Origin of the sequence: Streptomyces zinciresistens K42 (assembly GCF_000225525.1) — a bacterium.
Classification (GTDB): domain Bacteria; phylum Actinomycetota; class Actinomycetes; order Streptomycetales; family Streptomycetaceae; genus Streptomyces; species Streptomyces zinciresistens.
Genome location: NZ_AGBF01000019.1, coordinates 14,023 through 39,710 on the forward strand (window position 1 = coordinate 14,023; position 25,688 = coordinate 39,710).

General features: G+C 71.9%; 30 protein-coding genes. 1 reads left to right on the forward strand and 29 read right to left on the reverse strand.

The window, feature by feature from the left end; all coding sequences use genetic code 11:
• Positions 1 to 6: 6 nt before the first annotated feature.
• From SZN_RS09175 to SZN_RS09320, 29 genes are all read right to left on the reverse strand, one after another.
• Complete coding sequence (locus SZN_RS09175; protein ID WP_007493576.1) at positions 7 to 2,454, reverse strand: LamG domain-containing protein; 2,448 nt, start codon at positions 2,452 to 2,454, stop codon at positions 7 to 9.
• A 2-nt stretch (positions 2,455 to 2,456) separates the two neighbouring features.
• The gene (locus SZN_RS09180) at positions 2,457 to 6,506 is read right to left on the reverse strand and encodes a hypothetical protein (RefSeq protein WP_007493578.1); all 4,050 of its coding nucleotides are present in this window, start codon (positions 6,504 to 6,506) and stop codon (positions 2,457 to 2,459) included.
• A gap of 76 nt (positions 6,507 to 6,582) precedes the next feature.
• Positions 6,583 to 7,140, reverse strand: coding sequence for a hypothetical protein (locus SZN_RS09185; RefSeq protein ID WP_007493580.1), 558 nt, complete (start codon positions 7,138 to 7,140; stop codon positions 6,583 to 6,585).
• A gap of 8 nt (positions 7,141 to 7,148) precedes the next feature.
• Entirely contained in the window at positions 7,149 to 7,661 is a 513-nt protein-coding gene (locus SZN_RS09190; protein WP_007493581.1) for a hypothetical protein, read from the reverse strand.
• A gap of 9 nt (positions 7,662 to 7,670) precedes the next feature.
• On the reverse strand, positions 7,671 to 8,657 hold the full coding sequence (locus SZN_RS09195; protein ID WP_007493583.1) for a phage tail tube protein: 987 nt from the start codon (positions 8,655 to 8,657) through the stop codon (positions 7,671 to 7,673).
• A gap of 3 nt (positions 8,658 to 8,660) precedes the next feature.
• On the reverse strand, positions 8,661 to 8,885 hold the full coding sequence (locus SZN_RS09200; protein WP_007493585.1) for a hypothetical protein: 225 nt from the start codon (positions 8,883 to 8,885) through the stop codon (positions 8,661 to 8,663).
• Between the two features lie 13 nt (positions 8,886 to 8,898).
• The gene (locus SZN_RS09205; protein ID WP_007493587.1) at positions 8,899 to 9,363 is read right to left on the reverse strand and encodes a hypothetical protein; all 465 of its coding nucleotides are present in this window, start codon (positions 9,361 to 9,363) and stop codon (positions 8,899 to 8,901) included.
• A complete protein-coding gene (locus SZN_RS41300; protein WP_007493589.1) occupies positions 9,363 to 10,178 on the reverse strand; it encodes a hypothetical protein in 816 nt (271 codons plus the stop codon). The genes SZN_RS09205 and SZN_RS41300 overlap by 1 nt, the downstream gene beginning before the upstream one ends.
• Before the next feature lie 10 nt (positions 10,179 to 10,188).
• Positions 10,189 to 10,827: a hypothetical protein gene (locus tag SZN_RS09215; protein WP_007493590.1), complete on the reverse strand. Its 639-nt coding sequence runs from the start codon at positions 10,825 to 10,827 to the stop codon at positions 10,189 to 10,191.
• Positions 10,827 to 11,231, reverse strand: coding sequence for a hypothetical protein (locus SZN_RS09220; RefSeq protein WP_007493591.1), 405 nt, complete (start codon positions 11,229 to 11,231; stop codon positions 10,827 to 10,829). Before SZN_RS09220 ends, SZN_RS09215 begins: the two co-directional genes overlap by 1 nt.
• Positions 11,232 to 11,298: 67 nt before the next feature.
• Positions 11,299 to 12,546 carry a phage major capsid protein gene (locus SZN_RS09225; protein WP_007493592.1) on the reverse strand — a complete coding sequence of 416 codons (1,248 nt, stop codon included), beginning with the start codon at positions 12,544 to 12,546 and terminating at the stop codon, positions 11,299 to 11,301.
• A gap of 69 nt (positions 12,547 to 12,615) precedes the next feature.
• On the reverse strand, positions 12,616 to 13,884 hold the full coding sequence (locus tag SZN_RS40870) for an HK97 family phage prohead protease (RefSeq protein WP_007493593.1): 1,269 nt from the start codon (positions 13,882 to 13,884) through the stop codon (positions 12,616 to 12,618).
• On the reverse strand, positions 13,884 to 15,212 hold the full coding sequence (locus tag SZN_RS09235) for a phage portal protein (protein ID WP_007493594.1): 1,329 nt from the start codon (positions 15,210 to 15,212) through the stop codon (positions 13,884 to 13,886). Before SZN_RS09235 ends, SZN_RS40870 begins: the two co-directional genes overlap by 1 nt.
• Before the next feature lie 220 nt (positions 15,213 to 15,432).
• Positions 15,433 to 17,034, reverse strand: coding sequence for a hypothetical protein (locus tag SZN_RS09245; RefSeq protein WP_007493596.1), 1,602 nt, complete (start codon positions 17,032 to 17,034; stop codon positions 15,433 to 15,435).
• Positions 16,997 to 17,278, reverse strand: a complete 282-nt coding sequence (locus SZN_RS09250; protein ID WP_007493599.1) for a hypothetical protein — start codon at positions 17,276 to 17,278, stop codon at positions 16,997 to 16,999. The genes SZN_RS09245 and SZN_RS09250 overlap by 38 nt, the downstream gene beginning before the upstream one ends.
• A gap of 301 nt (positions 17,279 to 17,579) precedes the next feature.
• On the reverse strand, positions 17,580 to 18,020 hold the full coding sequence (locus SZN_RS09255) for an AAA family ATPase (RefSeq protein WP_007493600.1): 441 nt from the start codon (positions 18,018 to 18,020) through the stop codon (positions 17,580 to 17,582).
• 6 nt (positions 18,021 to 18,026) lie between these two features.
• Positions 18,027 to 18,242 (reverse strand): hypothetical protein, encoded by a 216-nt coding sequence (locus SZN_RS09260; protein WP_043729485.1) that lies wholly within the window; start codon positions 18,240 to 18,242, stop codon positions 18,027 to 18,029.
• Positions 18,243 to 18,308: 66 nt separating this feature from the next.
• The gene (locus tag SZN_RS09265; RefSeq protein WP_007493605.1) at positions 18,309 to 19,121 is read right to left on the reverse strand and encodes a DUF6221 family protein; all 813 of its coding nucleotides are present in this window, start codon (positions 19,119 to 19,121) and stop codon (positions 18,309 to 18,311) included.
• Complete coding sequence (locus SZN_RS09270) at positions 19,121 to 19,417, reverse strand: HNH endonuclease (RefSeq protein ID WP_007493607.1); 297 nt, start codon at positions 19,415 to 19,417, stop codon at positions 19,121 to 19,123. Before SZN_RS09270 ends, SZN_RS09265 begins: the two co-directional genes overlap by 1 nt.
• Positions 19,414 to 19,791 (reverse strand): hypothetical protein, encoded by a 378-nt coding sequence (locus tag SZN_RS09275; RefSeq protein WP_007493609.1) that lies wholly within the window; start codon positions 19,789 to 19,791, stop codon positions 19,414 to 19,416. The genes SZN_RS09270 and SZN_RS09275 overlap by 4 nt, the downstream gene beginning before the upstream one ends.
• Before the next feature lie 216 nt (positions 19,792 to 20,007).
• Entirely contained in the window at positions 20,008 to 20,235 is a 228-nt protein-coding gene (locus tag SZN_RS09280) for a MerR family transcriptional regulator (RefSeq protein ID WP_007493611.1), read from the reverse strand.
• A gap of 83 nt (positions 20,236 to 20,318) precedes the next feature.
• Entirely contained in the window at positions 20,319 to 20,735 is a 417-nt protein-coding gene (locus SZN_RS09285; RefSeq protein ID WP_007493613.1) for a hypothetical protein, read from the reverse strand.
• Between the two features lie 309 nt (positions 20,736 to 21,044).
• Positions 21,045 to 21,836, reverse strand: coding sequence for a hypothetical protein (locus tag SZN_RS09290; protein ID WP_007493618.1), 792 nt, complete (start codon positions 21,834 to 21,836; stop codon positions 21,045 to 21,047).
• Positions 21,833 to 22,414 (reverse strand): hypothetical protein, encoded by a 582-nt coding sequence (locus tag SZN_RS09295; protein ID WP_007493620.1) that lies wholly within the window; start codon positions 22,412 to 22,414, stop codon positions 21,833 to 21,835. Before SZN_RS09295 ends, SZN_RS09290 begins: the two co-directional genes overlap by 4 nt.
• Complete coding sequence (locus SZN_RS09300) at positions 22,411 to 22,827, reverse strand: hypothetical protein (protein WP_007493623.1); 417 nt, start codon at positions 22,825 to 22,827, stop codon at positions 22,411 to 22,413. The genes SZN_RS09295 and SZN_RS09300 overlap by 4 nt, the downstream gene beginning before the upstream one ends.
• Before the next feature lie 161 nt (positions 22,828 to 22,988).
• Positions 22,989 to 23,279, reverse strand: a complete 291-nt coding sequence (locus SZN_RS09305) for a hypothetical protein (protein WP_007493625.1) — start codon at positions 23,277 to 23,279, stop codon at positions 22,989 to 22,991.
• Between the two features lie 40 nt (positions 23,280 to 23,319).
• Positions 23,320 to 24,186: a hypothetical protein gene (locus SZN_RS09310; RefSeq protein ID WP_007493627.1), complete on the reverse strand. Its 867-nt coding sequence runs from the start codon at positions 24,184 to 24,186 to the stop codon at positions 23,320 to 23,322.
• Between the two features lie 188 nt (positions 24,187 to 24,374).
• The gene (locus tag SZN_RS09315; protein WP_007493629.1) at positions 24,375 to 24,776 is read right to left on the reverse strand and encodes a hypothetical protein; all 402 of its coding nucleotides are present in this window, start codon (positions 24,774 to 24,776) and stop codon (positions 24,375 to 24,377) included.
• Complete coding sequence (locus SZN_RS09320) at positions 24,773 to 25,081, reverse strand: hypothetical protein (protein WP_007493632.1); 309 nt, start codon at positions 25,079 to 25,081, stop codon at positions 24,773 to 24,775. The genes SZN_RS09315 and SZN_RS09320 overlap by 4 nt, the downstream gene beginning before the upstream one ends.
• A 175-nt stretch (positions 25,082 to 25,256) precedes the next feature.
• Here SZN_RS09320 and SZN_RS09325 point away from each other — a divergent pair, with 175 nt between their 5' ends.
• Entirely contained in the window at positions 25,257 to 25,556 is a 300-nt protein-coding gene (locus tag SZN_RS09325; protein ID WP_007493633.1) for a helix-turn-helix domain-containing protein, read from the forward strand.
• The last annotated feature ends 132 nt before the right edge of the window (positions 25,557 to 25,688 follow it).

Sequence of the window (25,688 nt, forward strand, 5' to 3'; positions counted from 1 at the left end):
TCGGTTTCAGTAGGCCAGCCGGGTGGTGGAGTCCAGGACGGAGTAGGCCGCGTCGTCCAGGACCCACACGGAGTCGGTGGCGGCGGCGGAGGTGCGGAAAGTGATCAGGTGGGACTGCTCCTTGAGGGTCTCGCTGTAGCCCTCGACGGTGACGCGGACGCTGGGAGCGGGCGCCTGGACGGGCAGGTTGTAGACGGTGAAGTAGCTGCTGATGTCGGCGCTGAGGATCTTCAGGAAGGCGGCGGGCAGGGTGGCTGCCTCGACGGTGACCTCCCGCAGTTCGGGTGCGGGGTTGGCGTAGCGGGACACCAGCCAGTACGCGGCGTCCAGCACGCTGTTGTCGTTGGTCTTGAGGATGTCGAGGCTCTGCGGGTACTCCCCGAACACGGTGATCGCCTGCTGGGCGGCGACGCGCTGCGTCGCCCCGCCCGGCCTGGCCGCGGTCACCGAGTTGACCATCTTCTGGTCGTCGTCCGCGAAGGCGGTTCCGGGCTCGAGGTCGGCGTAGTCGACGGTGAACGCCTCGGCTGCCGGGTCGGGGTTGTAGCGCAGGTCACGGGACTGGTAGACGAGCCCGAACGTGTCCCGCGCGGCGTAAAGCTTCCCGGACTCGGTGGCTTCGACGTCGCGCATGCGGGCCACCAGGCCGGCCCCGCCCGGCCCTTGGGAGGCGATGGGGTCGTGGGTGGTTCCGGCGATTGTCACCGAGGTGATGCCGGCGTACCGGGCGAGCCGCTGGATCCGCACGTCGGCGTCCTCGCCGGTGTAGCCGTCGGCGCCTGCCGCGTAGTGCGCGGCCAGCGCCGCCCCCGCGGGGGCGGCGACCGCGTACATCGCGACGTGCGCGAGGCTGCCGTTCCACAGGCGGGTGCCGCGGTAGCCGCCGACGTGCAGGATCCGCTGCTCGTATCCGTAGGTGAGGGCGAGGGCGGAGTCCCGCAGGGTGCCGTCGACCCACACGGTGCCGGTGTACTGGTCGTAGACGACGTGGTGCCAGGCCCCGTCGGCCAGACCGGTCGCGCCGTCGACGAGTTCGACGGTGAGGGCGGTCTGGCCGTCGTTCGTCCACTCGATCTGCAGCTGCCCCGCGGCGGACAGGGACAGCACGTGCACGTGGCTCAGGCCCGGGGAGGCCAGGCCGAGGATGGCCCGGCCGCCGGCCGAGGTCTGGAACCACGCCTCGAAAACCGGCCAGTACTGGGTGAGCTGCTGCTGGACGGAGGCCCCCATGTCGCCCGACAGCCATTTCCCCGCGGTCGCCGAGGACGGCGTGAACAGCGGGACCTGGTCGTCGGTCGCGGCCGGGCCGGGGGATCCCGCCAGCGCGAGGGTCCCGCCGACGCCGGCCTGCTGGATCGTCAGCGCGCCCGCGCCGCCGCCCGCCTGGTCGCCGGTGCTGGCCGAGTCGGCCGGCTCGGTGAGCGGGTAGTACGCCACGGGCCCGGCCGCGGCGATCTCCTCGGCCGCCATGGACCGCAGGTTCGGCAGCCGGTTCAACCGCTTGAAGAGGTCGGTGCAGGAGATCGTGACCGTGCTCGACAGGCCGGACCAGTCGACCGGGAACTCGTTGACCAGGCCGTAGAAGCGGGGCCGGACCTCGGCGCCGACCAGGCGCCATTCGACGGGGTCGCTGCTGCCGCCGGTGCGGGTCGTGGGGAAGTCGACGGCCTGGGTCTGCGCGCCGACCCAGGCCGGGGTGGCCAGTGTGCGGCGCACGGTCCACGCGTAGCCGTCGCCGGACGTCTCCCAGTACACGGTGCCGGCCGCCTCCCGCACCCGCAGCCAGGCGTGGTCGATCGCCGAGTAGGTGAGGTTCACCGACGCACCGTCGGCGAAGCCGGTCTGGGACTGCGCGGCGAGGACGCCGAGCCCGGCGTCGTAGCGCCAGCCGATCCGGGTCCCGCCGGTGGTGGACGTGATCCACATCGACGCCGCGCAGTTGCTGCTGCCGTTCAGGGCGGGGACCTTCGCCAGCTTGGCCGTGAGCTTGCTGCCGGTGAGCTTCCACTCGCGGGCCGAGGCGAAGTTGGTGTCGACGCCGGGGGCGAGCGGGATCCGCAGGCGGGCGGCCGGTGTCTCGGTCGCGCCCCCGGTGTTGGTCGGCCACCGGGCGGTGTCGACCCGGCCGTCGTCGAAAGGGTCGGCGAGCATGGCCAGCGGGTACGGCGCCGTCCCGGACCGCACGGGGACGACGGCCTGCGCGATCCTGATCGGCGCGTTCTTCCGCACGAACGGCGCCCACGGCGAGGACGTGTTGCCCGGTGTGAGCGCCCCGTCCAAGTTGTCCAGGGTCAGGGTCGCGCTGCCCGGCTGGGTCTCCGAGCGCTCGTCGGATGCGCCCCGGCTGATCGTGACGCGCCGCTGCTGGTCGACGCGGGTACTGATGTCCGTCCACGTGATGGTGGCCGGGTACTGCACCAGACCGCCCCAGCCCATCTCCACCAGGAGCACCACCGCTACCCCCTTCCGCCGAGGTTCAGGCTGACCTTCGCGCCCTGCGAGCGGCCGAGCTGCAGCATGATCCGCTGGATCTCCTGGCCGACCGCGATCGGGTCCATGGCCTGCTCGACGACCACACTCACGTTGAAGACGGGCCCGCCGCCCGCGCCGGCCATCGCGGCCCGGCCCATGACCGGCTGGATACCGGACACGCGGCCGGACACGGCGCCCAGCGCGCGGTCCAGGACGGGCATCGAGTCGACGAGGCCGCGGGCCAGGCCCTGCGTGGAGTACGCGCCGAGCTGCGCCATCACGGCCGAGGGGCTGCGGATGCCAAGAGCCTTCTTGATGCTCTTCTGCATGGACTTGGCGATCTTCAGCATCAGCTTCTCGATGTCCTTCTCCTGCGACTCCAGCCCCTTGAGGAAGCCCTCGGAGGCGTTCTTGCCGGAGTCGTAGAGGATGTCGGCGCCCTGGGTGCCGAGCGACTTCGTCGCACTGTCGATGGCCGACTGGGTCTTGCTGATGGAGGAGAGCGTCGACGCCGAGGCGCCCGCCAGCGCGGACGCGTAGGCGTAGCCGGACTCCGGGCTCATGTCGAGGATCTGCCTGATCAGGCCCTTGGCCAGGCCACGCTTGGCCAGCATGCCGACGTACTTGGTGAACTGCTTGATCTGCGCGAGCTTCGCGCCGAGCCCGCCCTTGATGCCGCCCGCGGTGACCTGCTCGGCGTCCATACCGAGGGAGGACAGGCCCGCCTGGCCGCGGGCGGTCTTCGTGACGTCGGAGGCGTACGCCTTCGCCTCGGCGATCTTCTTGGCGAGGGCGTCCCGCCGGGCCGCGTAGTCCAGCAGCTTCTTCGTCTGCCGGTCCATGCTCTTGAGCAGGGACGACTCCTTGCGGCCGGTGAACGCGGTCTTGATGTCCTTGGCGAGATCGGCCGCCACCGACTTGATCTTGTCGCGGGATCCGGTCAGGCCGGAGATGAAGCCTCTTCCCACGTCGGCCGCGAGCGCCTTCGTCTTCTTCGACGGCGACGCGATCTGCAGCTCGTCCCGGATCCCGGCGGTGACCGCCCCGGCCATCACCCGCGCCGCCGAGGAGACCTGCCCCGCGCTGCCGGTCATCCCGGCGGCCAGGCCGCCCGCGACCGCGGCACCGGCCACGCTCGCCCCGCCGTCCGCGAACCGGCCCATGCCCCGGGGCATCAGCAGCCGGCCCGCGTTCAGCGCGTCGAAGAACGGGATGCCGAATTTTCGGACCATCGCCGAGCGGATCACGTACTCGGTGTTCGAGACCCGGCCCCTCGCACCGGACCCGAAAAGCGCCAGGATCGAGTCCGACACTCCCGTGCCGGGCCCGTCCACGTAGCCGCCCTCGGGGAACGCCTGGATGCTCCCGCCGGAGGCGTAGCCGCGGACCGGGCCGCCGGACGCGTACCGGCCCGACGCGCCCATGAAAGAAGCGCCGTCACCGCGGCGGTAGTACGTCGCGGTGATCGTGATGCTCCGGGACCGCAGCGAGTCCACGGCCCCCTTCACATTGCGCACCCCGGCCAGGGCCGCGCCCGTCCGCGCGGTGACGGTCACCGACCCGTTGGGCAGCCGCTTCACCTTCAGACCGAAGCCCTCGAGGATCTGCTCGGCGCCCTTCGACAGGGCCTTCAGGGTGACCGACTTGCTGCCGGGAGTGCGCTTCACGGCTGCGTTGAAAGCCTCCAGGTCGCGCTGGGCGTCCTCCTTGCTCATGTCGACCCGGACCTTCTTGTCCGGGATCTTCAGGATCTGGTCCGCGAGCTGCCCGGCCTCGGCCCGGTTCAGGCCCATCGCCTGAGCCGTCCTGACCAGGGCGGCACGCCCGCGGGTGTAGACCCCGGTGACGGTCTCCCACGACGCCCCCGACTCCCGCGCGGACGCCGCCGCCTCGTCGGTCCTGGACGCCAGGTCCTGCAGCGCGGTGGCGGCGGTGCGGGCCTTCTCCGAGTTCAGGTTCAGCCGGCCGCCGGACATCTCCAGGGCGCCGGCGTTGTCTCGCGCGGCCTTCGCCGCGTTGTCGATCGCCGCCTCGAACCCGATCATCCCGCCGAGCCCGGCCCTGTTGACGTCGTTGAGGGCCTGCAGGCTCTGCCGCAGCCCGTCCGCGGACCGCTTCTGCGCGTCGAGCTTGCCCTGCACCTTCTGCGCCTGGGACCCGAACAGACCCATCGACTGCGCCGCGAGCTGCTGCTCGAACTTGGCGTCGGCGACGGCGCCCTTGTACGCCTGCAGCTTGCTGGTGAACTCGCTGGTGTCGCGGCCGCCCTTGCCGTACTCGGCGGTCAGCCGCTTCAGGGCCGCGGCCGCCAGGTCCGACTGCCCGCCCCGCACCAGGCCGGCGAGCGCCTCATCGACGGCGCCGAGGTTGGCCTTCGCCTCCTTGACCGGCGTCGAGTCCCAGCCGGTCCACCCGACCAGGAACTGCTGGATCCCGTCCAGAGTCCCGGGATCCGTCAGCGACTTGACCTTGCCGTACATGCCGTCCAGGTCGGAGCCGAACGCCTTGGACGCCTCGCCGGTGACCTTGCCCGTGGACGCCAGCTGGCGCAGCGACGACGTGAGTTTGTCGACGTCGGGAGGCGCCTGCCTGCCGCGCTGCGACAGCTCGGTGAGCGCGATCAGCAGCAGACCGATCCCTGTGCCCGCGACCGCGACCTTCGTCGCGCGGGACATCGTGGCGATCGCCGCGGTCAGCTTGGGCAGGACACCGGTCGCGCCCGCGGCCGCCGTCTGCATCGCGGTGATCCCGGCGGTGAACGCCGCCGAGGCTCCGGCGGTGGCCGCGGCCCCGGCGACAGCCAGCTGCACGGCCTTGACGGCGAGCGCCAGCTGAAGGAACCAACCGATGGCCTCCGGAGGCACGGCGCTGACCAGCCGGGCCAGGACCTCGATCACCTGCAGCAGGCCCACGCCGACGTCGCTGCCCGCCTGCAGCACGTTGACCAGTGCTGTGCTCACGCTGCTCAGCACGCTCGCCACGGTCGGGCCCTGCGCCCGCGCCCAGTCCATGAACCGGCGGGCGTTCGACCCGACCTCGCCCTGCCCGCCGGTCCGCAGCAGCCGCACCAGGTCGTCGTTGAGACCGGCGAGCGTCTTCCGGCCGAACGCCGCGAACCTCGCGTTCGCGGCGTCGAGCCCCGGCGAGGCCATCGTGCCGCCGAGGATGGTGATGAACCGGTCCGTCTCCGCGCTCGCCACCTTGACCAGGCCGGTGGTCTTCGGCACCAGGGCACCGGCGAGCGCGACCCCCTTGGTGAACGGCCCCATGGTGTCGGCGGCCAGACTGTCCGACCACGCCTTGTACTCGTCCTTCAGCAGCCCGACCGCCGCAGCCGCCCTGCGCGTCTCGGGCGGGAGCTCCGCCACCGCTTTCGCGTAGGCGACCTGCGCCTGGACCGCCTCCTGCGAGCGCGCCCCCGACTTCGCGACGGCCGCCTCATACGCCTGCTGCGCCTGGGACGCCCGGCCCAGCGCCGCGACCTGCGGACCGAGCGCCAGCCCCATGGCGCCCATGGCCACGGCGACCGTGACGGCGCCGGCGGCGAGCGGCACCAGGGACGCGGCGGCGGGGATCGCCGCCGGCCACAGCAGCCGGGTGACAGCGACCAGCCCGCCGAGGGACTGCGCGCTGTCGTCGGCGCGCGCGGCGACGTCGGGCATGCCGTCCGCCAGGAGCCGCTGCGCGTCGGCGACGCTGATGAACCGGCCGCGCAGGTCGCGCAGCCGGCCGTCGGCGGACCGCGTGAAGCGGGTCACGGACGTGTCGCCGCTGCGGGCGGCGGCGTCGAGGCGGCGGGCGAGGTCGGGCAGCCCGTCCGCCAGGCGCCGCTGCGCGTCGGCGACGGTGATGTACCGGCCGCGCAGGTCGCGCAGCCGGCCGTCGGCGGAGCGGGTGAAGCGCAGCATGGACGTGTCGCCGCTGCGGGCGGCGGCGTCGAGGCGGCGGGCGAGGTCGCCGGCGTTGTCGCCGGCGTTGTTCAGGACGGGGGACAGACCGTCCGCGCCCAGGAGGACGAAGTTCAGCGTCGGCATCACTCACCGCCTTCCGCAGCTAGTCGGGCCTGGTGGCGGTGCATCCACGCGATCAGCCCGTAGAAATCACTGAGCGTCAGGTCGTCGACTCCGGCCGGGGGGATGTGGAGGAGGTGGGCGAAGAGGGCGAGCCACTCTCCCCGGCAGATGTCGATGTCGGGGTCGGGCTGGAACCCGGCATCGGCTCCGCCTCCGGCTGGGGCGCCGCGGGGGCCGGGTCTTTTGGGCCGGCCTGCGTCTCGGCGATCAGCCGCTCGGCGTGCTCCGGGTCCAGGGCCACGGGGATGATCTGCCGCAGCAGCACGGCGACCTGGTCGCGGTCCACGCCGGGGTCGGCGTCCGCCACCGCGAACGCATTGCGGATGTAGTCGGCGACCTCGCCGCGGTCCATGCGGGTGGTGAGCTCCCCCAGCAGCGGATCGAAGTCCCCGTACCGGAGCGACGGCGCCGCCCGCTTCTTCAGCACCCAGACGACGACGCGCATCGCCTCCGGGTCGTCCGTCCCCAGCCCCTCCTCGATGTCCGCCCACTTCATGCCGGCGGTGCGCTGCGCGATGGACGCCTCCGAGATACGCAGCGACCGCGCGTCGTGCTCCTCACGCGCGCCGTCCCCGGGCGTGTAGATGATGATCACTGGTGCTCCTACTCCAGGTAGCGGCGCACGTCGTCGACGATGCGCTCGACCTCACGGGTCATACGGGGGGTGTGGGCGCGCACCGTGGTCGCCCACCACAGAGGTGTCGTGGTCTGCTGCACCCAGCGACTGCGGTTGCCGAAAGTGGGGTGGCGCAGGCGGCCCTCTTCCAGGCGGTTGATCATGCCCATGGTGATGTCGGGGGGCAGGAGGCTGCGGTCGAGCCACACCCGCGCGCCCGGACGGCCGGTGGTGCGCACCGAGATCCGCACCGCGGCGGCGATGCTCGCGCGCAGCGGGCGCGTGGTCGGGGAGGGCCCGCCGCGGTTGCCGGCCTTGCGGGCCTGCGAGGTGATGGGCAGGTTGCGGATGACGTTCTGCAGGTCGCTGCGCAGGGGTTCGGCGGCCCGCCGGACGCGGCGCTGCATCGACCTGCGCAGGTTCTCGTTCCCGGCCCGGCGCAGCTGCCGCTGCAGGTCTAGCAGCTGGCCGGTGCCGAGCACGCGGATGTCGCGCACCATGAGATCACCTCACAGCGTGACGTCCGTGGACATGTACTCGATCTTGACGGAGTTGGTTCCGTCGTAGAGGCCGACGTAGTTGAACGTCGGCTTGAGGACGCCGAAGCCGTCGATGGTGGGCGGGCCCTCGTCGAGGCGGATCTCCGGCAGCACGATCCGGAACGTCTCGTCGTAGGTGGTGGCGATGTTCGCGCCCTTGAACTCCCAGACCAGCGACGTCTTGCCGTCGCTGGTGTGCAGGTCGTCCAGGGTCGTGGCCACGTAGTCCGCCTCGATCGCCCCGCTGATCTTGACCTGGTCGTTGGAGATCGGCTCGGCCTTCAGCGCGGCCTGGTTGGCGTAGAACCGCTCGGCGTCCTGCGGGCGTTCGATCTTGCAGGACATCTTGCGGATGCCGTTCAGCGCGGTCTCCGTGCCGTAGGCGCCGGTCTTCACGGCCATCTGCCCGAAGTGGAACGGTGTCATCGGCGAGTAGCTGGCGGCGGCGAGGGTCTGGGTCTCGTCGACGTCGCGGCCGTCGATCTCGAACGCGCCCGTCAGCATCTCACCCACGCCGCAGGAGAACTCACCCGAGGTGATCTTGCAGCCGACGAAAGTCTTGTCGGTCACGGTGCCCGTCGTCAGGGGCACGCCCTTCTGGATCGTCAGGCTCTTGCCGGCGGTGTCCGCGAGGGTGTGCGTCTGCAGGTAGGCGGTACCCGCGCCCTGCTGCACGGGGGTGACGCTCGTGCCCATCAGGGCCTGCAGCAGCAGACCCATGCCCCTGTTCACGACCTCCAGGTCGATGCTGCCCGACGCCTCGCGGCGGGTGACCACCCGCCGCGATCCCAGCGCCAGCAGCCGGCCCGCCGCGATCCCCGCGGACTGCGCCGTCGTCTTCTTCAGGACCAGCGATTCCTTGGTGAACTCGATGAACTTGGACGGCGCGACGGCCGTGCCGTAGGTGGACTCGGCGGCGATGCCGAGCTGGGCGCCGAGCCCGGATCCGATCGCCATGGATCAGCCCTCCTTGGTCTGCGGCCTGGCCGCGGTCTTCTTCACCGGGGCCGCCTTCGGGCCGCCGTCCGGCGCCGGCTCCTCCACGGCCTCCCACACCGACACCTGGCAGACGTAGCCGTCGAACCGCCGGTCGGGCACCTCCACCACCTCGTCCGGCTCGACCGTCCGGCCACCGAGCTCCGGCACGGTCACCGCCCCCGGCCCGATGTAGCGCACACGCGCCATGACTCACTCCTCCTCAGATCCGGGCGTGACAGGACACCGTGAAGCTCAGGGCCGCCCGTGCGCCCTGGTCGGTGTAGGACTGGCGCAGCGCGCCCGACGTCAGATGCGCCCACAGCACCGCCCCGTTGAGCGTGGGCGCCTCGGGATTGGGGCCGGTCGCGCGGATCCGCTGCTCGATCTCACCGAGCAGCGCGAAGACGCGGCCGCGCGCGGCAGCGAAGTCGCTGTCCCCGGACCACACGTCCACGGTTCCGGTGATCGCGATCGTCTCGTCGCGGGTGCGCGCTCCGGCGGCGTTGAAGTTCTGCTGCAGCTCCGCGGCCTGGTCCCCGTCGGGAGTCCAGCCGATGCAGATGAGGTCCTGCGTGTTGACGTCGTCCGTGGGCGGGCCGTCGATCACGTCCACGTCGGGGATCGCCGGGGTGCGCAGGATGCTCAGGAGTTCGGCGATCACGCCGGGTACGGCAGAGGTGGCCATCAGGCGATTCCTGGTCCGTCGTCGTCCGGGCTGAGCATCTGCACCGCCCGGTTGGGGATCGCGTAGCCGAGGCCCGGGATGGGCTCGGTCACATCGAAGTCGTCCGTGCCCCGCTGCGGCCGGCCCGGGCCTGCGGCGGTGCGCCACAGGTGCTGAAGGATCAGCTGGGCGCCGGCGAGGATGTTCGCCGGGACGACCGGCCGGCCCGCCCGGTAGACGACCTGCAGCGGGCCGGTGAGCTGCCCGCCGTCCCTGCGGGTCACCGCACCTGTGACCGGGTCCAGGTGCAGGGTGTCGGGGGCGTAGCCGCCGCCTCCGGAGTGCAGCGACGTCACGGACAGCAGGGAGAGCACCGGGGCTTTGCGCAGGGCGAGGGAGGTGACCCGGCCGACCTGGTGGTCCTCGGTCACCGTGCGCACGACGACCGGGCCCACGAAGTGCTCCACCGCCCGGGTGCTGGCCTCCAGCCAGAACCGGACGAGCGGGTCGTCCCTTGAGTCCTGCTTCTTCAGCAGGGTCTTGGCGTCCTGCAGGGACAGCACGGTGGGCGGTGCCTCGTCGCGGACGTCGAAGCTGTCGGTGTACGCGTGCGCCGGGACGGCGAACAGCCAGCGCACCGTGTGCCGGCCCGCGACCTGTGTGACGTAGTCGGCCTGGTAGAGGCCCGCGGTGGCAGTCTGTTCGCTGTCCGGGGTGACGGTCGTGCCGTCGGGCAGGGTGACCGTCACGACGGCGGAGCCCGCCGTGACGAGGGCGCCGGCCGGGTCCCGGCACTCGGCGTTCAGGCGCGCGGTCGCGCCGAGGTCGTACGGCACCGCTCACCTCCTACCAGTCGCGGGTCTCGGGCGCCGGGGCGCCGCCTCCGCCGCGCGAGTAGTCCGCGGCCTTCTCCGCTCCGGCCTGGCCGGCGCCCTCGGCGGCGTCCCGCTCACGCGCGGCCTGCAGGACCTGATCGCGCAACTTGCCGATCCCGGCCCGGTTCTCGCCCTCGCCGGCCTCGACACCGAGCACGCGCAGCGCCTCCTGCTCTCCGACGCCGTCGAGGTAGGCGAGCACCTCCCGGTTGGTGTGCTCACGCGGATCGAACGCCTTCACCGCCCCGGGCTCCTGGTCCTGGACGGCGGCCGGGTCCGCGGGCGCCGGCGTCTGCCGGTCACCGTCCGCCGGCAGCCGGACGGTCACGGACCAGCGCACCCAGCGCGCACCGCCGGCGCCGTCCGGCGCCTCGACCTCGTCGAGCGTGGCCGCCAGGACCTCGAGGGGCCGGCCGTCCTCACCGACGACGTCCGGCTCCTGGTGGACCATGGCGGGCTGCGCCCCGGCCGGGCCGCCGTCGTCGGCGAGGACGGCGCGGTGCCCGTCCGCCCACGACGCGGCCTCCTCCTCGCTCACCTCGACGACGTCGCCGGGGACCCACGAGAAGTCGGCCCCGGCGATCGCCTCGAGCACCCTGATGTGCGGCATCAGCTGTGCACCGCCGGTGCGACCCGCGGGTTGGCGAGCATGACGCTGGCCCCGTAGACGCCGCCGGACGTGGTGCCCGACGGGGTGACCGCGACGCGCAGGTACCGCTTGGCGCCCTTGTAGCCGATGACGTACACCTTGTCGTCGTCGGTCGATCCGATGGACGGCTCCGCGCCCTGCAGCTGCGCGGCGGGCACCGAGGCCCAGGAGCTGTTGTCGTCCGAGTCCTGCACGTCGATGGCGTGGGTGCCGTCGGTGATGGCCCCGGTGTGCACGACGATCATCGCGTCCTGGTAGGCGGCGCCGGCGGCGTACCGGTCGACGCTCGCGCCGTTGGCCGCCGCGGTGCGCGCGGCGATCGGCAGGCTGGGGCGGACGGTGACGTTCGAGTACGCGTCCCTCATGACGTGTTCCTTCCTGAGGATGCCAGCGGGCCCAGGGCCGAAGTCCTGGGCCCGCTGGCGGGGTTGGTCAGCTGGCGGCGTGCTGGTACATGCGGATCGCGGACGAGTCCTGGATCATGCCGTCCATGCGGGAGAACCCGAGGAAGGCGACCTGCAGCTTCTCCGCGTAGCGCTCGGTCAGCCGCAGCGTCTGCACCTGCTGGACCTGGCGGATGACGTAGCCCGCCCGGAAGTCGCCGAACGCGATGGACTTGGCGCCGGCTGCCGGGACGGGCATCGAGTTGTCCAGCGTGTACTCGAAACCGTTGATGGTGGAAGGGAAGCCCGGGGCGGGGATCGGCACCCACAGCGGGCGCTGCTGGCCGTCCTTCAGCTTGCGGATCACCTTGAGGGTGTTGTCGTGCATCAGGTACCGGCCGTTGGGCCGGTACGCACTGTCGACGCTGTGCTCGAGGTCGATCAGGTCGTCGTAGATCACCGACGTGGTCTGGCCGTTGGCGCCGGTCTTGCCGACCACCGCCCCCGCCGTCAGGCCCTCCGGCTGGTCCACGCCCGTCCCAGTGGTCCAGGCGCGCGCCGCGCGCCGTCCGATCCGCTCGCCGAGCTTCTTCGGCACCCACGAGTCGAGCGGGAACACCGAGTCCTGCAGCAGGGACATCGACAGCTTGACCTGCTTGGAGCTGAAGATGTACGCCTTCAGGGTCCGGCCGCCGACCTGGATGTCCTGCTCGCCGGCCTCGTCGTTCTCGCCGAGGATCTCGCCCTCGTTGGCCGTGTCGTCGTTGACCGGCCACTTCAGGTCCGCGCCGGTACCGGTCGGGATCACCTCGGCCAGACCGAGCAGGCCACCGAAAGCCTTCATCGTCTCGGTCATGATGTTGCGGAACTCGTCCGGCACGGTGAACCCGCCGGCCGTGTCGATGTTCGCGCCCATGGCGCGCAGGTCGACCTCGTTGTCCATCATCAGACTGCGCTGTTCCGGGGTGAGCCGGTCCATGCCGCCGCGCAGGTAGCGGCCGAAAGCGTCGCTGTAGCGCTTGGCCTTGTCCTCGGTGTCGCTGCCGCGGCGGTCGTTGTCGGGCTCGCCGGTGGTCGTGACGATCTGCCCCCGGTCGATCTTGTCGAGGGCGGCCATCTTGTTCAGGCGGTCGATGTCGGCGGACACCTCGGTCAGTCGCGCCTCGGCGGCATCCCAGTTGGCGCGCTCCTCCGCGGTCCAGTCCCGGTTCTCGCGCTCGGCGAGCTGCTGGATGTCCTGCATCCGCTGCCAGACGGTGTTCTGCTCCTCGATGAGCCGGGTGAGCTGTGCGGCCATGTCTGTCCTTCCCAGGCATGCCGAAGGCCCCGAAGCAACTGCTCGGGGCCTTCCGGGGTGAGTACGTGATTACGAGCGGGCGGTAGGCAGCCCGTAGCGGGCGGCCAGTCCCCTCATGCGCAGGACGCGCGCGTCCGGGCCGCTGCGAGTGGTCTCTGCCGGCTCGCTGCCGTCCGTGTCCGCGGGCGCGGGCTGCGGTGTGCTGGTCTCGCGAGTGGACTCACCCGGCTCGCCGTGCGCAGCATTCAGTTCGGGCGCCTTGATCCCGGCATCCTTCAGGTGCCGGGCCAGGTGCTTGTAGACCGCCTGGCGGTCCTCCTCGGGGATCGTGGTCCCGCCGCGGTCGCCGTTGAGGACGCCGATACCGGTGGTGCACGCGACTGTCGACGCCGCGCCCACGTTCCCGTCCATGTCGACAAAATGGTGGATGAAGCGGTAGCTGCTCTTCGCGTCGACAGCACCGACCGGATCCACCCAGGCGTGCGCCATCCGCAGCGCCGTCTCCTCGGCGGGGAGATCCGCCGAGTTCGCCGGACCGTCCCACGCCGAGTCGGAGGTCCCGGTGGAATGCGCGGGCAGCGCCCCGCGCTCCTCCGCCACCGCAGCCGTACGGGCGTCGCCCTCGGCCGCTGCGGACGCCTCGCCGGCCGGGGCCGTGCAGGAGTCGCCGGCCGCGCCAGCGCCGACCAGCTGCAGCAGGTCGCGCAGCTCCGGCCTGAACTTCGCCCGCTTCTCGATCGCGGCCGCGTCACCACGGCTCACGAGCGCCGACGCCACGGACGCGAGCTCCGCCTCCGTCTCCTCGTACGCAGGGAAGGTGACCGCCGAGACCTCGATCAGGCGGGCCTCGAGGATGCGCCGCACCTCGACGTCGACGGGCCCCTCGGACGTGTCGATGGTCTCGGTCGACCACTGGTCCTTCATCACATAGAACCCGAAGGACATGCCGGTGATGTTGCCGTTGCGGACGTTCGCCTTCAGGTCCGTCACGTACGACAGCCCGGTGTCCAGGGCAGAGTCCACGGCCAGACCACGGGCGTCCTCCGCCAGCGACAGCGTGCCGGCCGACACCCGGGAGACCACGTAGTACGAGTCGTGGTCGATCAGCATCCGGGCATCGCCCTCGGACAGCGTCTTGGTGAACGCGCCCGGGGCGATCTCCTCGTAGAACCCCCACCGCAGCGGATTCCCGATCGCCGTACGGGAGTCGAACACCGCCGCATAGCCCTTGAACCGCTCGCCCGCGACCACGCCCTCGTCGGCGCGGATCACCACGTCCGCCGTCGAGAGAGGCAGGCGGCGGCGCTCCTCAGCCGTCGTCCTCGTCAGAGTCCTCATCAGAAGCCTTCCTCGATCTCGTCCGGGCCCGCCAGCAGCCGCTGCGCCTCCGCCATCAGCGCGGCCGCCCGCGCCCTGTTCGCACTCGCCCCGGCCGGCTGGTCACCCTCCGGCGCCAGCGGGTTGGAACCCAGCGGAGCCATGTACATCGGCTGCAGATAGACGTCGCCTCCCGCGCCCTCGGGCAGCGGCGGCATCTCCTCGAGCGCCCGCACATCGTCGGCCGAGAAAGCGCCGACATCGCGCATCGCCCGGTAGAACGTCGCCCGCGCCTGCGAGTCGCCCCGCAGCAGCCCGCCCATCTGATAGTTCGCATACAGCGAGGGCGGCAGGAGCTCCTTGGTCACCCGCTGCTCGGTCGGCACCAGCCACGTCGGGTTCAGGTCGAAAGTGATCCAGCCCTGCGCCTGCTGCTCCAGCCCGGTGCCCCAGCTGGTGGACTTCTCCGTGGACATCAGCAGGAACGGCGGCACGCCGAACATACGCGCGATCTCCACCACCTGGAACTGCCGGGACTCAAGGAACTGCGCGTCAGAGTTGGGCATCGCGATGGGCGTGTACGAGGCACCGCTGTCCAGGACAGCGATCTCATGACTGTTACTGACCCCGGACAGCTTGGCCTTCCACCGCTCCTTCAGCCGGGCCGCCTGATCCGGCTCCAGGCGCTGCTCCGTCTGCAACACACCACCGACGATGTTGCCGCTGCCGAACAGCCGCGCCGCGGACTTCTCCGCCGCCTGCGCCAGCCCGATCCCCTGAGACGCCAGCCGCACCGGCGAGCAGCCCGTCAGCCCGTCATAGCCGAGACCGGGGATATGCAGGATGTCGCGCGGAGTCAGGAAGTGCAGGACACCCCAGTCATCCGTCACGTAGAACCACTTGCCGGACGGGTTGGCGTCGTCCGGCTTCTCCCGCACCACCTGGACACGGTCCGAGGAGACCGGCCACAACTCCTTCACCTGCCCCGCCCCGGACCGCACCTTCTGGATGTAGGAGTTCCCCCACAGCACCCGGTACGTGTACGCGAACCGCCACAGCTCCACCGGCGTCAGGTCCGGATGCGGATCCTCCAGCAGCCCCGACTGCTCCTTCTCCCGCGTGCCCCGGCGGTACACGGGCAGCGGCAGCGCCGAGGAAACCCCCGCGATCAGCGACACCGCCCGCCACACCGGCGACGCACGCAGCGCAGTCGTCTCCGACACCGGCACCCCGGTGTCGGACTGCACCCCGCCGAGGAACTCGCTCAGCGCGGCGGAAGTGAGCGGCTGCGCCGGACTCTCCAGCCCCCTCTGCGTCCGCCCGCCGAAAAGCCCGAACAGCCCGCTCACTGCCGCTCACCCCCCGCCGCTTCCCCACCGGCCCGCACCCCTGCGGCACGCCTGTCAGCCGACGCACGCTCACACGCCAGCACCCCCAGCACCCCGCCCGCCAGCAACGCCCCCGGCACACTCCAAAGCGCCAGCCCGGCGACGGCCACCAGCACGAACAGCACCTCAACCACCAGCAGCCACCGGCCCCCACGACCCTCCGGCCCAGCCGGCTCCCTCGTCACCACAGGTTCGGCGCCCCTTCCGGCTCGACATCGTGGTACTGCTCCCAGCCCCACAGCGCGTACGTGGACGCCACCAGCGGAGACACATCCACACCGTCACCGCGCCGCGACCACAGCCACGCATCGCCCACCTGGCGCTTCGTAGCACCGGCCAGCGCCGTCGCCAGCGGCGCCTGGTCCAGGTGCCGCAGAGTGGCGGGCTGCGTGCCGGACTGGGTGCGGTCGTAGAACTGGCCGCACGCCTGAGTCAGTTCACGAACCTTCGGCGCCACGACCAGGTGATCCCGCCCCCGCGCCTTGAGACGCTTGCGCAGCTCCGCGGCCAGCGACCCTGCCGGGCCGCCCTCGTCGATCACCCACACACACGGTGACCACTTCTCGTCCCGCTCGGCCGCCCAGTCGATCACCCAGTCCGTGCCCGGGCGGTGCTGCACCACCTCGACGTGCCGGCCGTCCTCACCGGCACGGCCGGCCACGCTGATCGCCGAGTGCGACCGCTCCGGCGTCGTGTCGATGGAGAACGCCACCGGGTCCGAGAGATCCGACTGCCGCACGCGCAGCGCCCGCCAGGCCGCCTCGTCGATGACCTGCCACGTCTCCTCGGCCTGCACCGGATAGTCGCCCACGCCGAGCCGCTCACGGTTGAACAGATCCGCCCGCATCGTCGCCAGCTCACGCCGTACCGCCTGCACCCGGATCCGGATCCCCAGCGCCGGATTCACCCGCTGCCACGTCCGCACCTCGCCACGGTCGTCATGCTCGGCACACACAATCCGACCGTCCTCGTCCCGCGGGCACTCCCGCGTGTGCAGCTCGGCGGACCACTCCAGGTACGTCAGGGACTCGTCCGGCTCCTGACGATCCGCCAGCGCCCGCGCCCGCAGCAGCGCCAGCTGCTCGCTCTCCTCGCCGATACCGGCCGAGCACGTGTACACCAGCTGCGGGTTCCGGCGGGCCGACATGATCGGCAGCAGTGCGCCGATCGGAGCCGCCCGCAGCGACATCGCCTCGTCCATCACCACCAGGTCCCCAGAGAAGCCACGCCCCGAGCTGCCGGTACGCGCCAGGAAGAGGATCCGCGCCCCGTTGTGGAACTCGAAGCCCTCTTCGCCGTGCGCGCGGACCACGCGCTTCACACGGCGGCTGAGGGCGTACGAGCCCTCGATCAGCTGGTCCAGCCGGCGGAAGGATTCCCGGGCGGTCTTGAACTCATGGGCGGTGTGGACAACCAGCTTGTCGCCGAACAGCATGACGCCGGCCAACTGCCGGGCCTCGAGGTAGCCGCCCTTGCCGTTCTGCCTGGTGACGTTCTGGACGACCTCGAAAGAGGTCCACCGTCCCTCGTGGTCCTCGGCCAGCGAGTGGTGCAGGCCGAGCTGCTGCCACGGATCGAGGTGCAGCCCGGCGTCGGCGGCGAGCTCGACGGCCTCCTGGCCGGACGGGGAGCGGAACTCCAGCGCGGCCTGGTCCTCGGCGCCGCTCCAACGCCCGGTCTCGATGCGCCGGTAGTGCGGGGTGGAGATGATCCGCGGGCTCTGGCAGCCGATGGGGTCAGCGTGGTTACGCGCTGTGGCGGGGGCGGCGAGCGGCGAGTTCATCGATCTTGTCCCCCCTGTTCTTCGGAGGGGCCAGCGCTCGCACTGTGTGCATGGCCTGGCGGAGCTCGCGGGCTGCTGCGGCGATCTCCTTGGGGTCCACGGCCGAGTCCATGATCCTGGCGAGTCGCAGGGCGGCGGCGGCCGAGGCGTTCGTCTCGGGGGATACGCCGAGGTCATCGAGTTCGGTCTTGGTCGCCTTGGCGACGGCTCCGGCACGGACACGCTTGGGCCCGGACTCGGCCATGATCACCTCCGGCCCGGCGGGGTGTCACCGAGGGTGACGACAGTCGGTCATGACGGAGAGTAACGACCCGCCGGTCGTGATCATGGTCCACTAAATGGGCCGAACTCGGTTCGCGGTGATTAGCGATCGGCTCGGGGAGAGAGCCGGGGGACAAAGGGATTTTGGGTCGCCCGCTCGCCTCTGAACTTTCGATCCGCTCCCTCCCGTCGACCGCGCCAGCGATCACGAACGGGCCGCGCGTGCCCGCCTCAGCATCGCTCGGCGTCGCCCTGTGTGACCAGGGCGCAGTAGTGACGGAGGGCTACCAGTCCCGGGAGGACTGGGCGGTGACCGGCTGTGCCTGGCCGCCGCGGTGCTGCCGGTACCAGCGGGTGACCACACGGTTCATCGCGCTCGATCGCATCGCGCTCACGCGCTCACGCACCACTTGCTCGCCAGGGTCGACGGTGATGATCTCCGCACCGACGCTCCGGTAGCGGGCGCGCCAGGTGTCGCTGGGCATCGTGTGGGTCAGGTAGACGTCGACGGCATCGAGGTGCTTGAGCGCCTCGTCGATGGCGGCGTAGCGGGCGCGCAGCGCGATCTTGCTGGCGATGGCGTCGTGGTTCCACTGGGGTGCGCCGGGGCCGGTGAGTGCGCGTGCGATGAGGTCGAGGTCGATGACGATGTCGTTCGCCTTGGCGCGGGCCTCGATCCAGCTGGACTTGCCCGCGGCCGGCGGGCCGGTGACGACGTAGAGCATGGTGGGTCACCGGCCGTCGGCCGGTCCGTCCTCGGGGTGGATGGGCTGGGGCGGCAGGGAGTGCCGGTCGCTGAGGTGTGCGTGCACGGGTGCCATGTTGATGCCGACGACCATGCGCTTCATCTCCAGGCGCAGGTGGGCGTCGAGGGTGATCTCTTCGCCGCAGTCCGGGCAGCGGGTGTGGCAGCTGAGCTGGCCGGTGGCCATGGTCACCACCTCCATCAGGTCAAGGGCAGCGGTGGGTTGGAGCGTGGTGGTTCTCGAACGTCGTGCGGTCCTGGTCGTAGGTCACGGCCGCCACTCCTCTTGATAGCCCTCCCGGGCCGCGTGCGGCAGGGCGAGCAGCCGGAGGGTCCGGCATGGGTACGGCTGGGGGTTGCTGCCGCCGTGGGTGGGGTAGCCCCACTGGCCGTCTACGCAGGTGCCGCAGGCGCCGTCGTTGACGTCCTGGTGTTCGTCGAGGAGCGCACGTCGCCCTTCGATCTCGGCGAGGACCTGCTCGGGTACGCCGCAGGCGCCGGGCTCACGGTCTGGGTACAGCACGTCGGGGACTGCTTCGCAGTCCTTGGTGTGCCACTGGGTGAACGGGTGGCGCTGGCGTTCGGCCTCGGCGGTGAGGATGGTTTCGAGGAAGGTGACGATGCTGGGGCGCATCAGCGTCTCCGGGGGCAGCTGGCAGCCAGGGCAGGGCGCCGGGTAGTCGCAGGCGAGAGGCCAGAGGCAGCCTGTGCCCACGTGGAAGAGGACGGACGTGCCGTTGTGGAAGTCGATCCGCTCGCCACCGTAGGCGCGTGACACGCGCTCCACGAAGCGATCGCCCTCGTAGGCCCGGGCGAAGAGGGCGAACCCGGCGCGGAGCTCCTGGCGGTTCGGGAAGCGCAGCACGCGCTCCACGTTGCTGCGGGCGGGGCGCAGCAGCGTGTGGTTGCCGGTGATGATCGCAGCGGCTACGGAGTCCGGGGCGTGGCCGTCTTTGAGCAGGGCTGCTGCTTTGGCGATGAACTGTTCGGCGGTCGTGGTGCCCTGCTGAGGTGGGTCCTGATGGCGTGCAGCCTCAGCGGCGGAGAGGGTCTGAAGGGAGGCGACGAGGCTGGGGAGCATCACCACCTCCGTGAGGCGCGGATGGGCTGGCGTTTGGCGTCGGTGCGGTTGCCGCGCTGTGAGTTGCAACGCCGGTGTGCGGAGCGGGCGTTCGCCTTGTCCAGGAGGTCGCCGCCCTTCGACAGAGGCTGGGCGTGGTCGAGGGTGAAGGCGTCGCGGTGGCGTTGTGCGGCGGGGCCTGTGATGTCGTAGCGGATCGCGCCGCCGCACCACCAGCAGGGCAGGAGCAGGGCGCGTTGCTGGGCGCAGAGACGGCGGTAGGGGCGGCCGTTGCGCGGGTTGCGTGGTGTGCTCATGGGGTGCCTGGCTGGCGCTGTGTGTGTACGCGGCGGGCGAGCGTCTGGGTGACGTCGTTGGGGTCGAGCTGGACGGTCAGGTCGTACGCGGTGGGGGCGGTGTCGGTTCCGTCGGGGCTGGTGGCGAGGGCTGTGCTGACGCGGGCCCACATCTCGGCGAGGCGGCCGGCTTGGTTGCTGCGGGTGTTGTGGTGTTGTGCGCGCTGGCGGGCTTCGGCGACGGCTGTGCGCATGTAGTCGTTGTCGGCGCGTTCGTCGGCGTACTTGGTTTCGGTGAGGGCCTGGTCGTGCTGCTCCTGGGCGGTGCGGGCGTGTTCGAAGGCGTGCTGCTGGGCGAGGCGGAGGGCGGTGGTGCGGTTGAAGGTGTCGGGCACGGTGGGCTCCTGGTGGCGGGTGGGTGCGCCCGCCGCACGGTGCCGGCGCTCCCCAACCCCCCGGAGGTGAGTGCCGGTGTGAGCGGCTTGTGCGGCGGGCGCGGGCACGACGAAGGCCCCGGATCTCGCCGTTTCCGGGGCCTGCGTGGTGCGTTGTGGGTGTCCGTTTTTGGACATGGTTGTGCGGGAAGATCGTGGCGCATGGATCGTTGCACGTCAAGTGGGGTTTGCCGGGTGGCGTCGCTGGCCTGGTCGGGTGGGCTTGGCGGCGGCGTGGGCGGTGGTGACGGCGTCGAGGAGGTAGAGGGGGTGGCGGGTGCTGCCGGCGGTGCGGTGGAGGAGGCCGCGGCGGACCCAGTCGCGGATGGTCGCGGGCTTCACGCCGCAGGCGTGCGCGGCGAGTTCGGTGGTGAGGTAGCCGGGCGGGATGGACGTGTAGCGCATGCGGCCTATGGTGCCGCACGGTGTTCGGGGTGGCCGGACGGTGCGCTGGCCGAACCGAGTTGAGGCGCAAGCGGGCGGCGATGCTAGTTCCGCAGGCCGTCCAGCATCTTCAGCCTGTCGAACTGCCCGCCGTCGCCGGTCCATCCCAGGCCGTCGATGGTCTTGGCCATCAGCAGGTCGGTGTAGTCGTCGTCCGAGAGTGGCTCGCAGGCCCCCGGCCGGGTCTTCCCGGCCTCCTTGGTCTTGTTCTCCACAGTGTCGGCCGCGTCCTTGGCTATGCGCTCGTACCCCGTGCGGACCATGGCGGCGAGAGTCTTGTCGAGCGCGTCGGTGCGCTCCTTCGCCTCGCTGACGGTCGGCTTGTCCGCGGGGTTGCCCCCGGTCTGCTCGGTGAGCGCGGTGGCGCAGTCCTTGGCTTTCTCGTCGTAGGGCTTCGAGCAGCCGACCGCGGTCCCGGCGAGGAGCAGGCAGGCGGTGAGCAGGATGGTGGTGCGGCGCATGGTTTCCCCCAGGGTGTGCGGTCTGTCGGCATCATCCATCTGTGTGCGCAGTCGGCGGAGGGGGTGTGTCTGAGTTGTGACGTCAGGCGGCGGGCGGCAGGCCCCGCCGCGTCGGGGGTTTGCGCGGCGGGGCCTGGTCTTCAGTGTGGCAGTGGTCAGGTGCAGGGGAAGTGGCTCGGCGGGAAGTGGCCGGCGCAGTGGGTGCAGTAGTCCAGGGGTGGCTGGGTGTAGCGGGTGACGGTGGCGCGCAGTCGGGTGATCATGTGGGTTCCTGTCTTGCGTGGTCGGGATGGGACGTGGGGCGGGGGGTTACGGGGTGTGCCATCGCACGTGGGTGCGGACGGGGTTGTGGTCGTCGGGGACGGCGGTCCATGCACTGTCGTCGTCGTTGTCGTCGGTGGGCTGACCTGCGGCGACGACACTCGGTGAGGGATCGGCGAGGGCGGGGGAGGGGCACTCGTCCCAGCGCAGGCCGGCGGACGCGGAGCGGCCGGTCTGGCGTACGTCCTTCACGGGCCAGCCGAGTGCGGCAGCCGTGTCGCGCACCGCGTCGGTGCTCACGCCGAGGTGCTCGGCGAGGGGCTTCAGCTGGGCGTGCGGGGTGCCGATGTCGCGGACTGCGGCGACCAGGGCGACGGGCCGGAGGGCGGGGGCTGCCGGCTGCTCGGCGGCGGGGGCCGGCTGCTCCTGCGCGGCGGCGTCCTGCTCCTGCTCCTGGTGCGGGCCGGCTTCCGCGGGTGTGGGGATGGCGGGCCGTTTCGGTGTCCATCCGTCTCTGCCCGCGCGGTACGCGGAGACGATCCACCATGCGGCGGCGCCGGCCGGGATCCACGGTGCTCCCCCGCCCTCGATGCGCGTGTACAGGCTGCAGGCGAGGGCGGTGCCGGCCTTGCGCAGCACGGCGGCCGCGGCCAGGAGGACGGCCAGGCGCAGCAGCCAGCCGGTGCCGCTGCCCTGCGCGAGCCAGTCGGCGGTGCGGTGCCAGGCGCGGCGGCCGCGGTGGACCGTCCATGTGGCGAGGTACAGGGTGCGGCGTGCGGAGCCGGTCCTGATGCGGTGGAGGGCGGTGCGCAGCCACTGCTGGGTGGTGGGTGCGTTCATGCGATCCGGCCCTTGGCGATGCCGTTGATGGCCCAGGCGCCGAGCCCGTTCGCTCCCTCGACGATCTGCTGGGCGATGAGGGCGGCGGTGCCGGTGGACACGCACAGCAGAACGCCGATGAGGACGCCCTTCCACCATTTGCCTTTCACGGCCTTGGCGATCGATTTGCGCAGCAGCCAGAGGGACACGGCGAGGGCGGCGACGACGATGGCGCCGTAGCCGTCGATGCGGGGGGTGGCGGCGCTGCCGAGGGTCTGGCTCGGGGCGCCGGTGAGCCATTTCATGGTGACGTCGCCGACGCTGTTGCCGCCCCAGCGCAGGAACTGGGCGAGGGTGCCGAGGAGGCCGGCGGGGCAGGCGATCATGAGGATGCCGCAGACGATGCCGAAGCCGAGCGGGACCAGCGCTTTCGGGTCGCGGGCGGTCCCGCCGGCGGCGGGACCGGCGCCCCTGCCCGCTCCGGCCCCGCCCTTGTGCCAGCGCCACAGCTCGGTGCCGAGCAGGGCCAGACCGAGGGCGAAGCCGGCGGTCGAGATGGTGGTGGTCGTGTACTGGCCCGCGGCCAGGGTGGTGTTCATGCGGGCTTCACTCCGGTCAGGGCGTAGACGAGCGTGGTGATCGGGAGGGTGAGCACCGTGCCGAGGACGGCGGCCCACAGCAGGAGGCGGGTGAGCGCGGCGAGCCACTTGGGGGCCCACAGGTCGGGGTGGGCGCCGGCCAGTTCGGCGCGGCGGGCGTTGTCCAGGACGGCGAGGACGGTCAGCGGGATCAGGGCCATGACCCAGGCGCCGGCGAGGGATGCCTCGTCGCGGACGGCTGTGAGGAGGGCGGCCCACGGTCCGGCGAGGGTGAGGGAGAGCGCGGCGAGGGCGAGGTTGTAGCCGATCCGGATCCGCGACCACCAGCGGGGAACGGGGTGCGGATCCGGGAGGGCGGGAGTTCCGCCCTGGTCGAGGTGCACGGTGATGCGGATGTCGACGGGTACGGGCACTGGCGGGGTGGAGGGTGCTCCGCGCCACCACTGCGGATCCGGAACATCCGGAAGAGCGGGTGGAGGCGGCGGGGGCGGTGGGGGCGGGGGAGAGGCCGGGGCTGGCCGGGGCACGGCAGCGGCGGGGATGACCCGGGTCGGGATGATGGGGCGGCGCTCGCTCACAGGGCCACCGCCGCGCAGGTGAGGGCGAGCCCGGCCGTGCCTGCCCAGGCGGTTCCGGCCCAGATGCGGCCGTCGTCGTAGGCGCGCAGGGCGGCCGTCGTCGAGGCGAGCGCCGCGGCGATGCCGAGGGGCGGGAAGAGCACCGCCAGGAGGAGGGCGAGACCGGGCAGGCTGAGGGTGACGGCCGCCCCGGCCGTGCAGGCCAGCGCCCAGCCGTGGTGGCGCAGCAGCCACACGGTGGCGGCGCCGGGCACCAGCGCGGCCGCCAGGAGGAGGGCGAGGATCACAGGGGGCCTTTCGTGAGGGGCGGGCTGTCGGCCGGGGTGGTCAGGCGCCGACGCGCAGGGCGCGCAGGTACCGGTCGACGCTGGACTGCGGGACGTCCTTGCCGGTCGCGGTGCGGACGGTGCGCAGGACGGTCTCCGGGTCGCGGATCCCGGAGTCCCAGGCGGCGCGGACGGCTTCCTGCGTGGTCACGCGGCCCGTGCGGATCGGGCTGACCGTGGAATCCGGAGACTGCGGAAGAGCGTCGGGGGTGGCGGAGGATCCCGGATCCGCGGATCCGTTTTCCTCCGGGACTCCGAGGGCGCGCTGTTCGGCGTCGACGAGGGCCTGGCCGCGCTGGAGCTCGCGGTGGATCGGGATCATGGCGAGGCGGCCGTCGAGCCGGGCGCGGCGGGCGTTGACCCACTGCTGGGTGCGGTCGTCGAGGGGCCGGGCGTGGACGCGCATGGCCATGGACCAGCCGCCCTTGGCGAGGCCGGAGACGAGGGCGCCGACGGCGCCGACGACCCACTGCCCGGCGACGTAGCCGTGGGCGCCGACGGCGGCCATGGACACGGCGAGCGCCCACCATCCGGCGGTGCGCGCCGCCTTGGCGCGGGCGGGGTCGTAGCGCAGGAGCCACTCGACTCCCATGCACATGATCCAGGAGGCGTCGAAGGCGACGGCCGCGGCGTAGGCGACGGCGGGGAGGGTGACGGTGGCCAGGAGGTCGCCGATGCTGGCGGTGGTCCAGGCGAGGGAAGCGGTGACGAGGATGACGGCGCCGGCGGTGACGGCGGTGCGCACCAGCTGGTCCCAGTCGCGGGGCGGCGCGGGGACCTCGATCATCTCGCGGTGCAGGACCATCTCGGTTTCGCCGTCCACGGTGTGGGGGACGAGGCGGGTCCGCTCGATCGTGCGGGTCTTCATGGCGGGTTTCTCCGGAACGGTCAGCGGCGGTGCGGGGCGCAGCGCCAGGCGTAGAGGGCGAGGACGGATGCGGCGAGGAACGGGCCGGGCTGAGCGGTCAGCAGGGCGCCGGCCGAGCAGCCACTGCCTTCGGGTGGGGCCCGGCCCGCGCGCTGGGGGCTGTACGCGCGGGCCGGGCGGTCTGGTGGTCAGCCGTGCGTGGCGTCGGCGATGAGGTGGGCGTCGTCGCGGTTGCCGTTGAGGTCGCGGTGCGCGCGGCCGTCGGCGTAGTCGCGGTCGCACTGCTCGTGCAGTGCGGCGACCCGTTCGGCCTGCGAGGCGGGCCGGCTGGTGCTGAGCCGGTCGGCGGCCTGGCGCAGGAGGGCCGCGTACGCGGAGCGTGTGATCGGGCCGGTGACCTCGGGGCAGTGCTCGCGCAGGGTGCGGGCGAGCGGCGGGTCCATGGTGGTCGCCTGGATGGCGGCGATCCTGGCGGTCGCGGTGAGTGTCTCGTCGGGGCGGCGTGTCTGCAGGCGGTCGGCGAGCTGCTGGAGCATGTCGCGGACCTGGGCGTTGATGTGGGCCTGTCCGCGGCTGTTGGGGGTGTTCATCCCAGGCTCCGGGCGGCCTGGCGCAGGAGGAGGGCGTGCTGGCCGCGGGTGCCGGCGGGCGCGAGGGGCGGCAGGGCGCGGTGGGCGCGCTGCAGGCTCTCGTGGGTGACGGCCTCGGGGAGTCCGGTGAGGATGATGTCGGCGGCGGTGGTCATGGCGTGCTCGCGGGCCTGTGCCGTGATCGGGCTGGTGTGGTCCATCTCGAGCATGCGGGCGGTGACGATCAGCATCTGGGCGGCGTAGCTGGGCTCGGTGAGGAGCACACGCAGGGCTACGTCCACGGGGTCGGGCTCGGTACGCTCCATGGCGGACCTCTCCTTTTGATCGCTTCTGGGACGGGTCCACCCCTCGGCCCGGAGTAGCCGCTCCGTATGGGTCGAGGGGTTTCGCCGTTATGCAGCAGCGCGGGCTGCTTCCCTCGAATGTATGGGACCCCATACACTCTAGGCAAGCGGCCCGCCCGATGAGATGAGGCCGGGTGTGACCGAGGAGGCCCAGCGGGTGATCGAAGCCATGGATGCCGTGGAGGCCGTCGGGGATCCAGCGGTGCGCGCACGAGCGATCAGCGAGGTTCTCGCCGATCAGGCCGAGCGGGTGAAGCGGTGGCGTGAGGACAGGCGGAAGGTTGTGCTGGACCTGCGCGCGCAGCAGCCGCCCGTGCCGTACCGGAAGATCGCGGCACTGCTGGGCGTCTCCCTGCGGACCGTGCAGGACATCGAGGCCGGCTACTCCGGATCCGGCAAGAACCGGCCGCGCGCAACGGGGGCGCCGGAGGGATGAGTTCATGCAGCCGTCGGGGGCTCTGCCGGGCCGCCGGCGACGCTGCGGGCGTGGGAGGCGCAGCGCAGGCCCCGCGGGGCATGACGGCGCCCCGCCGACCAGCGTCGGCGGGGCGTTCTGGTGGTGCGAGGT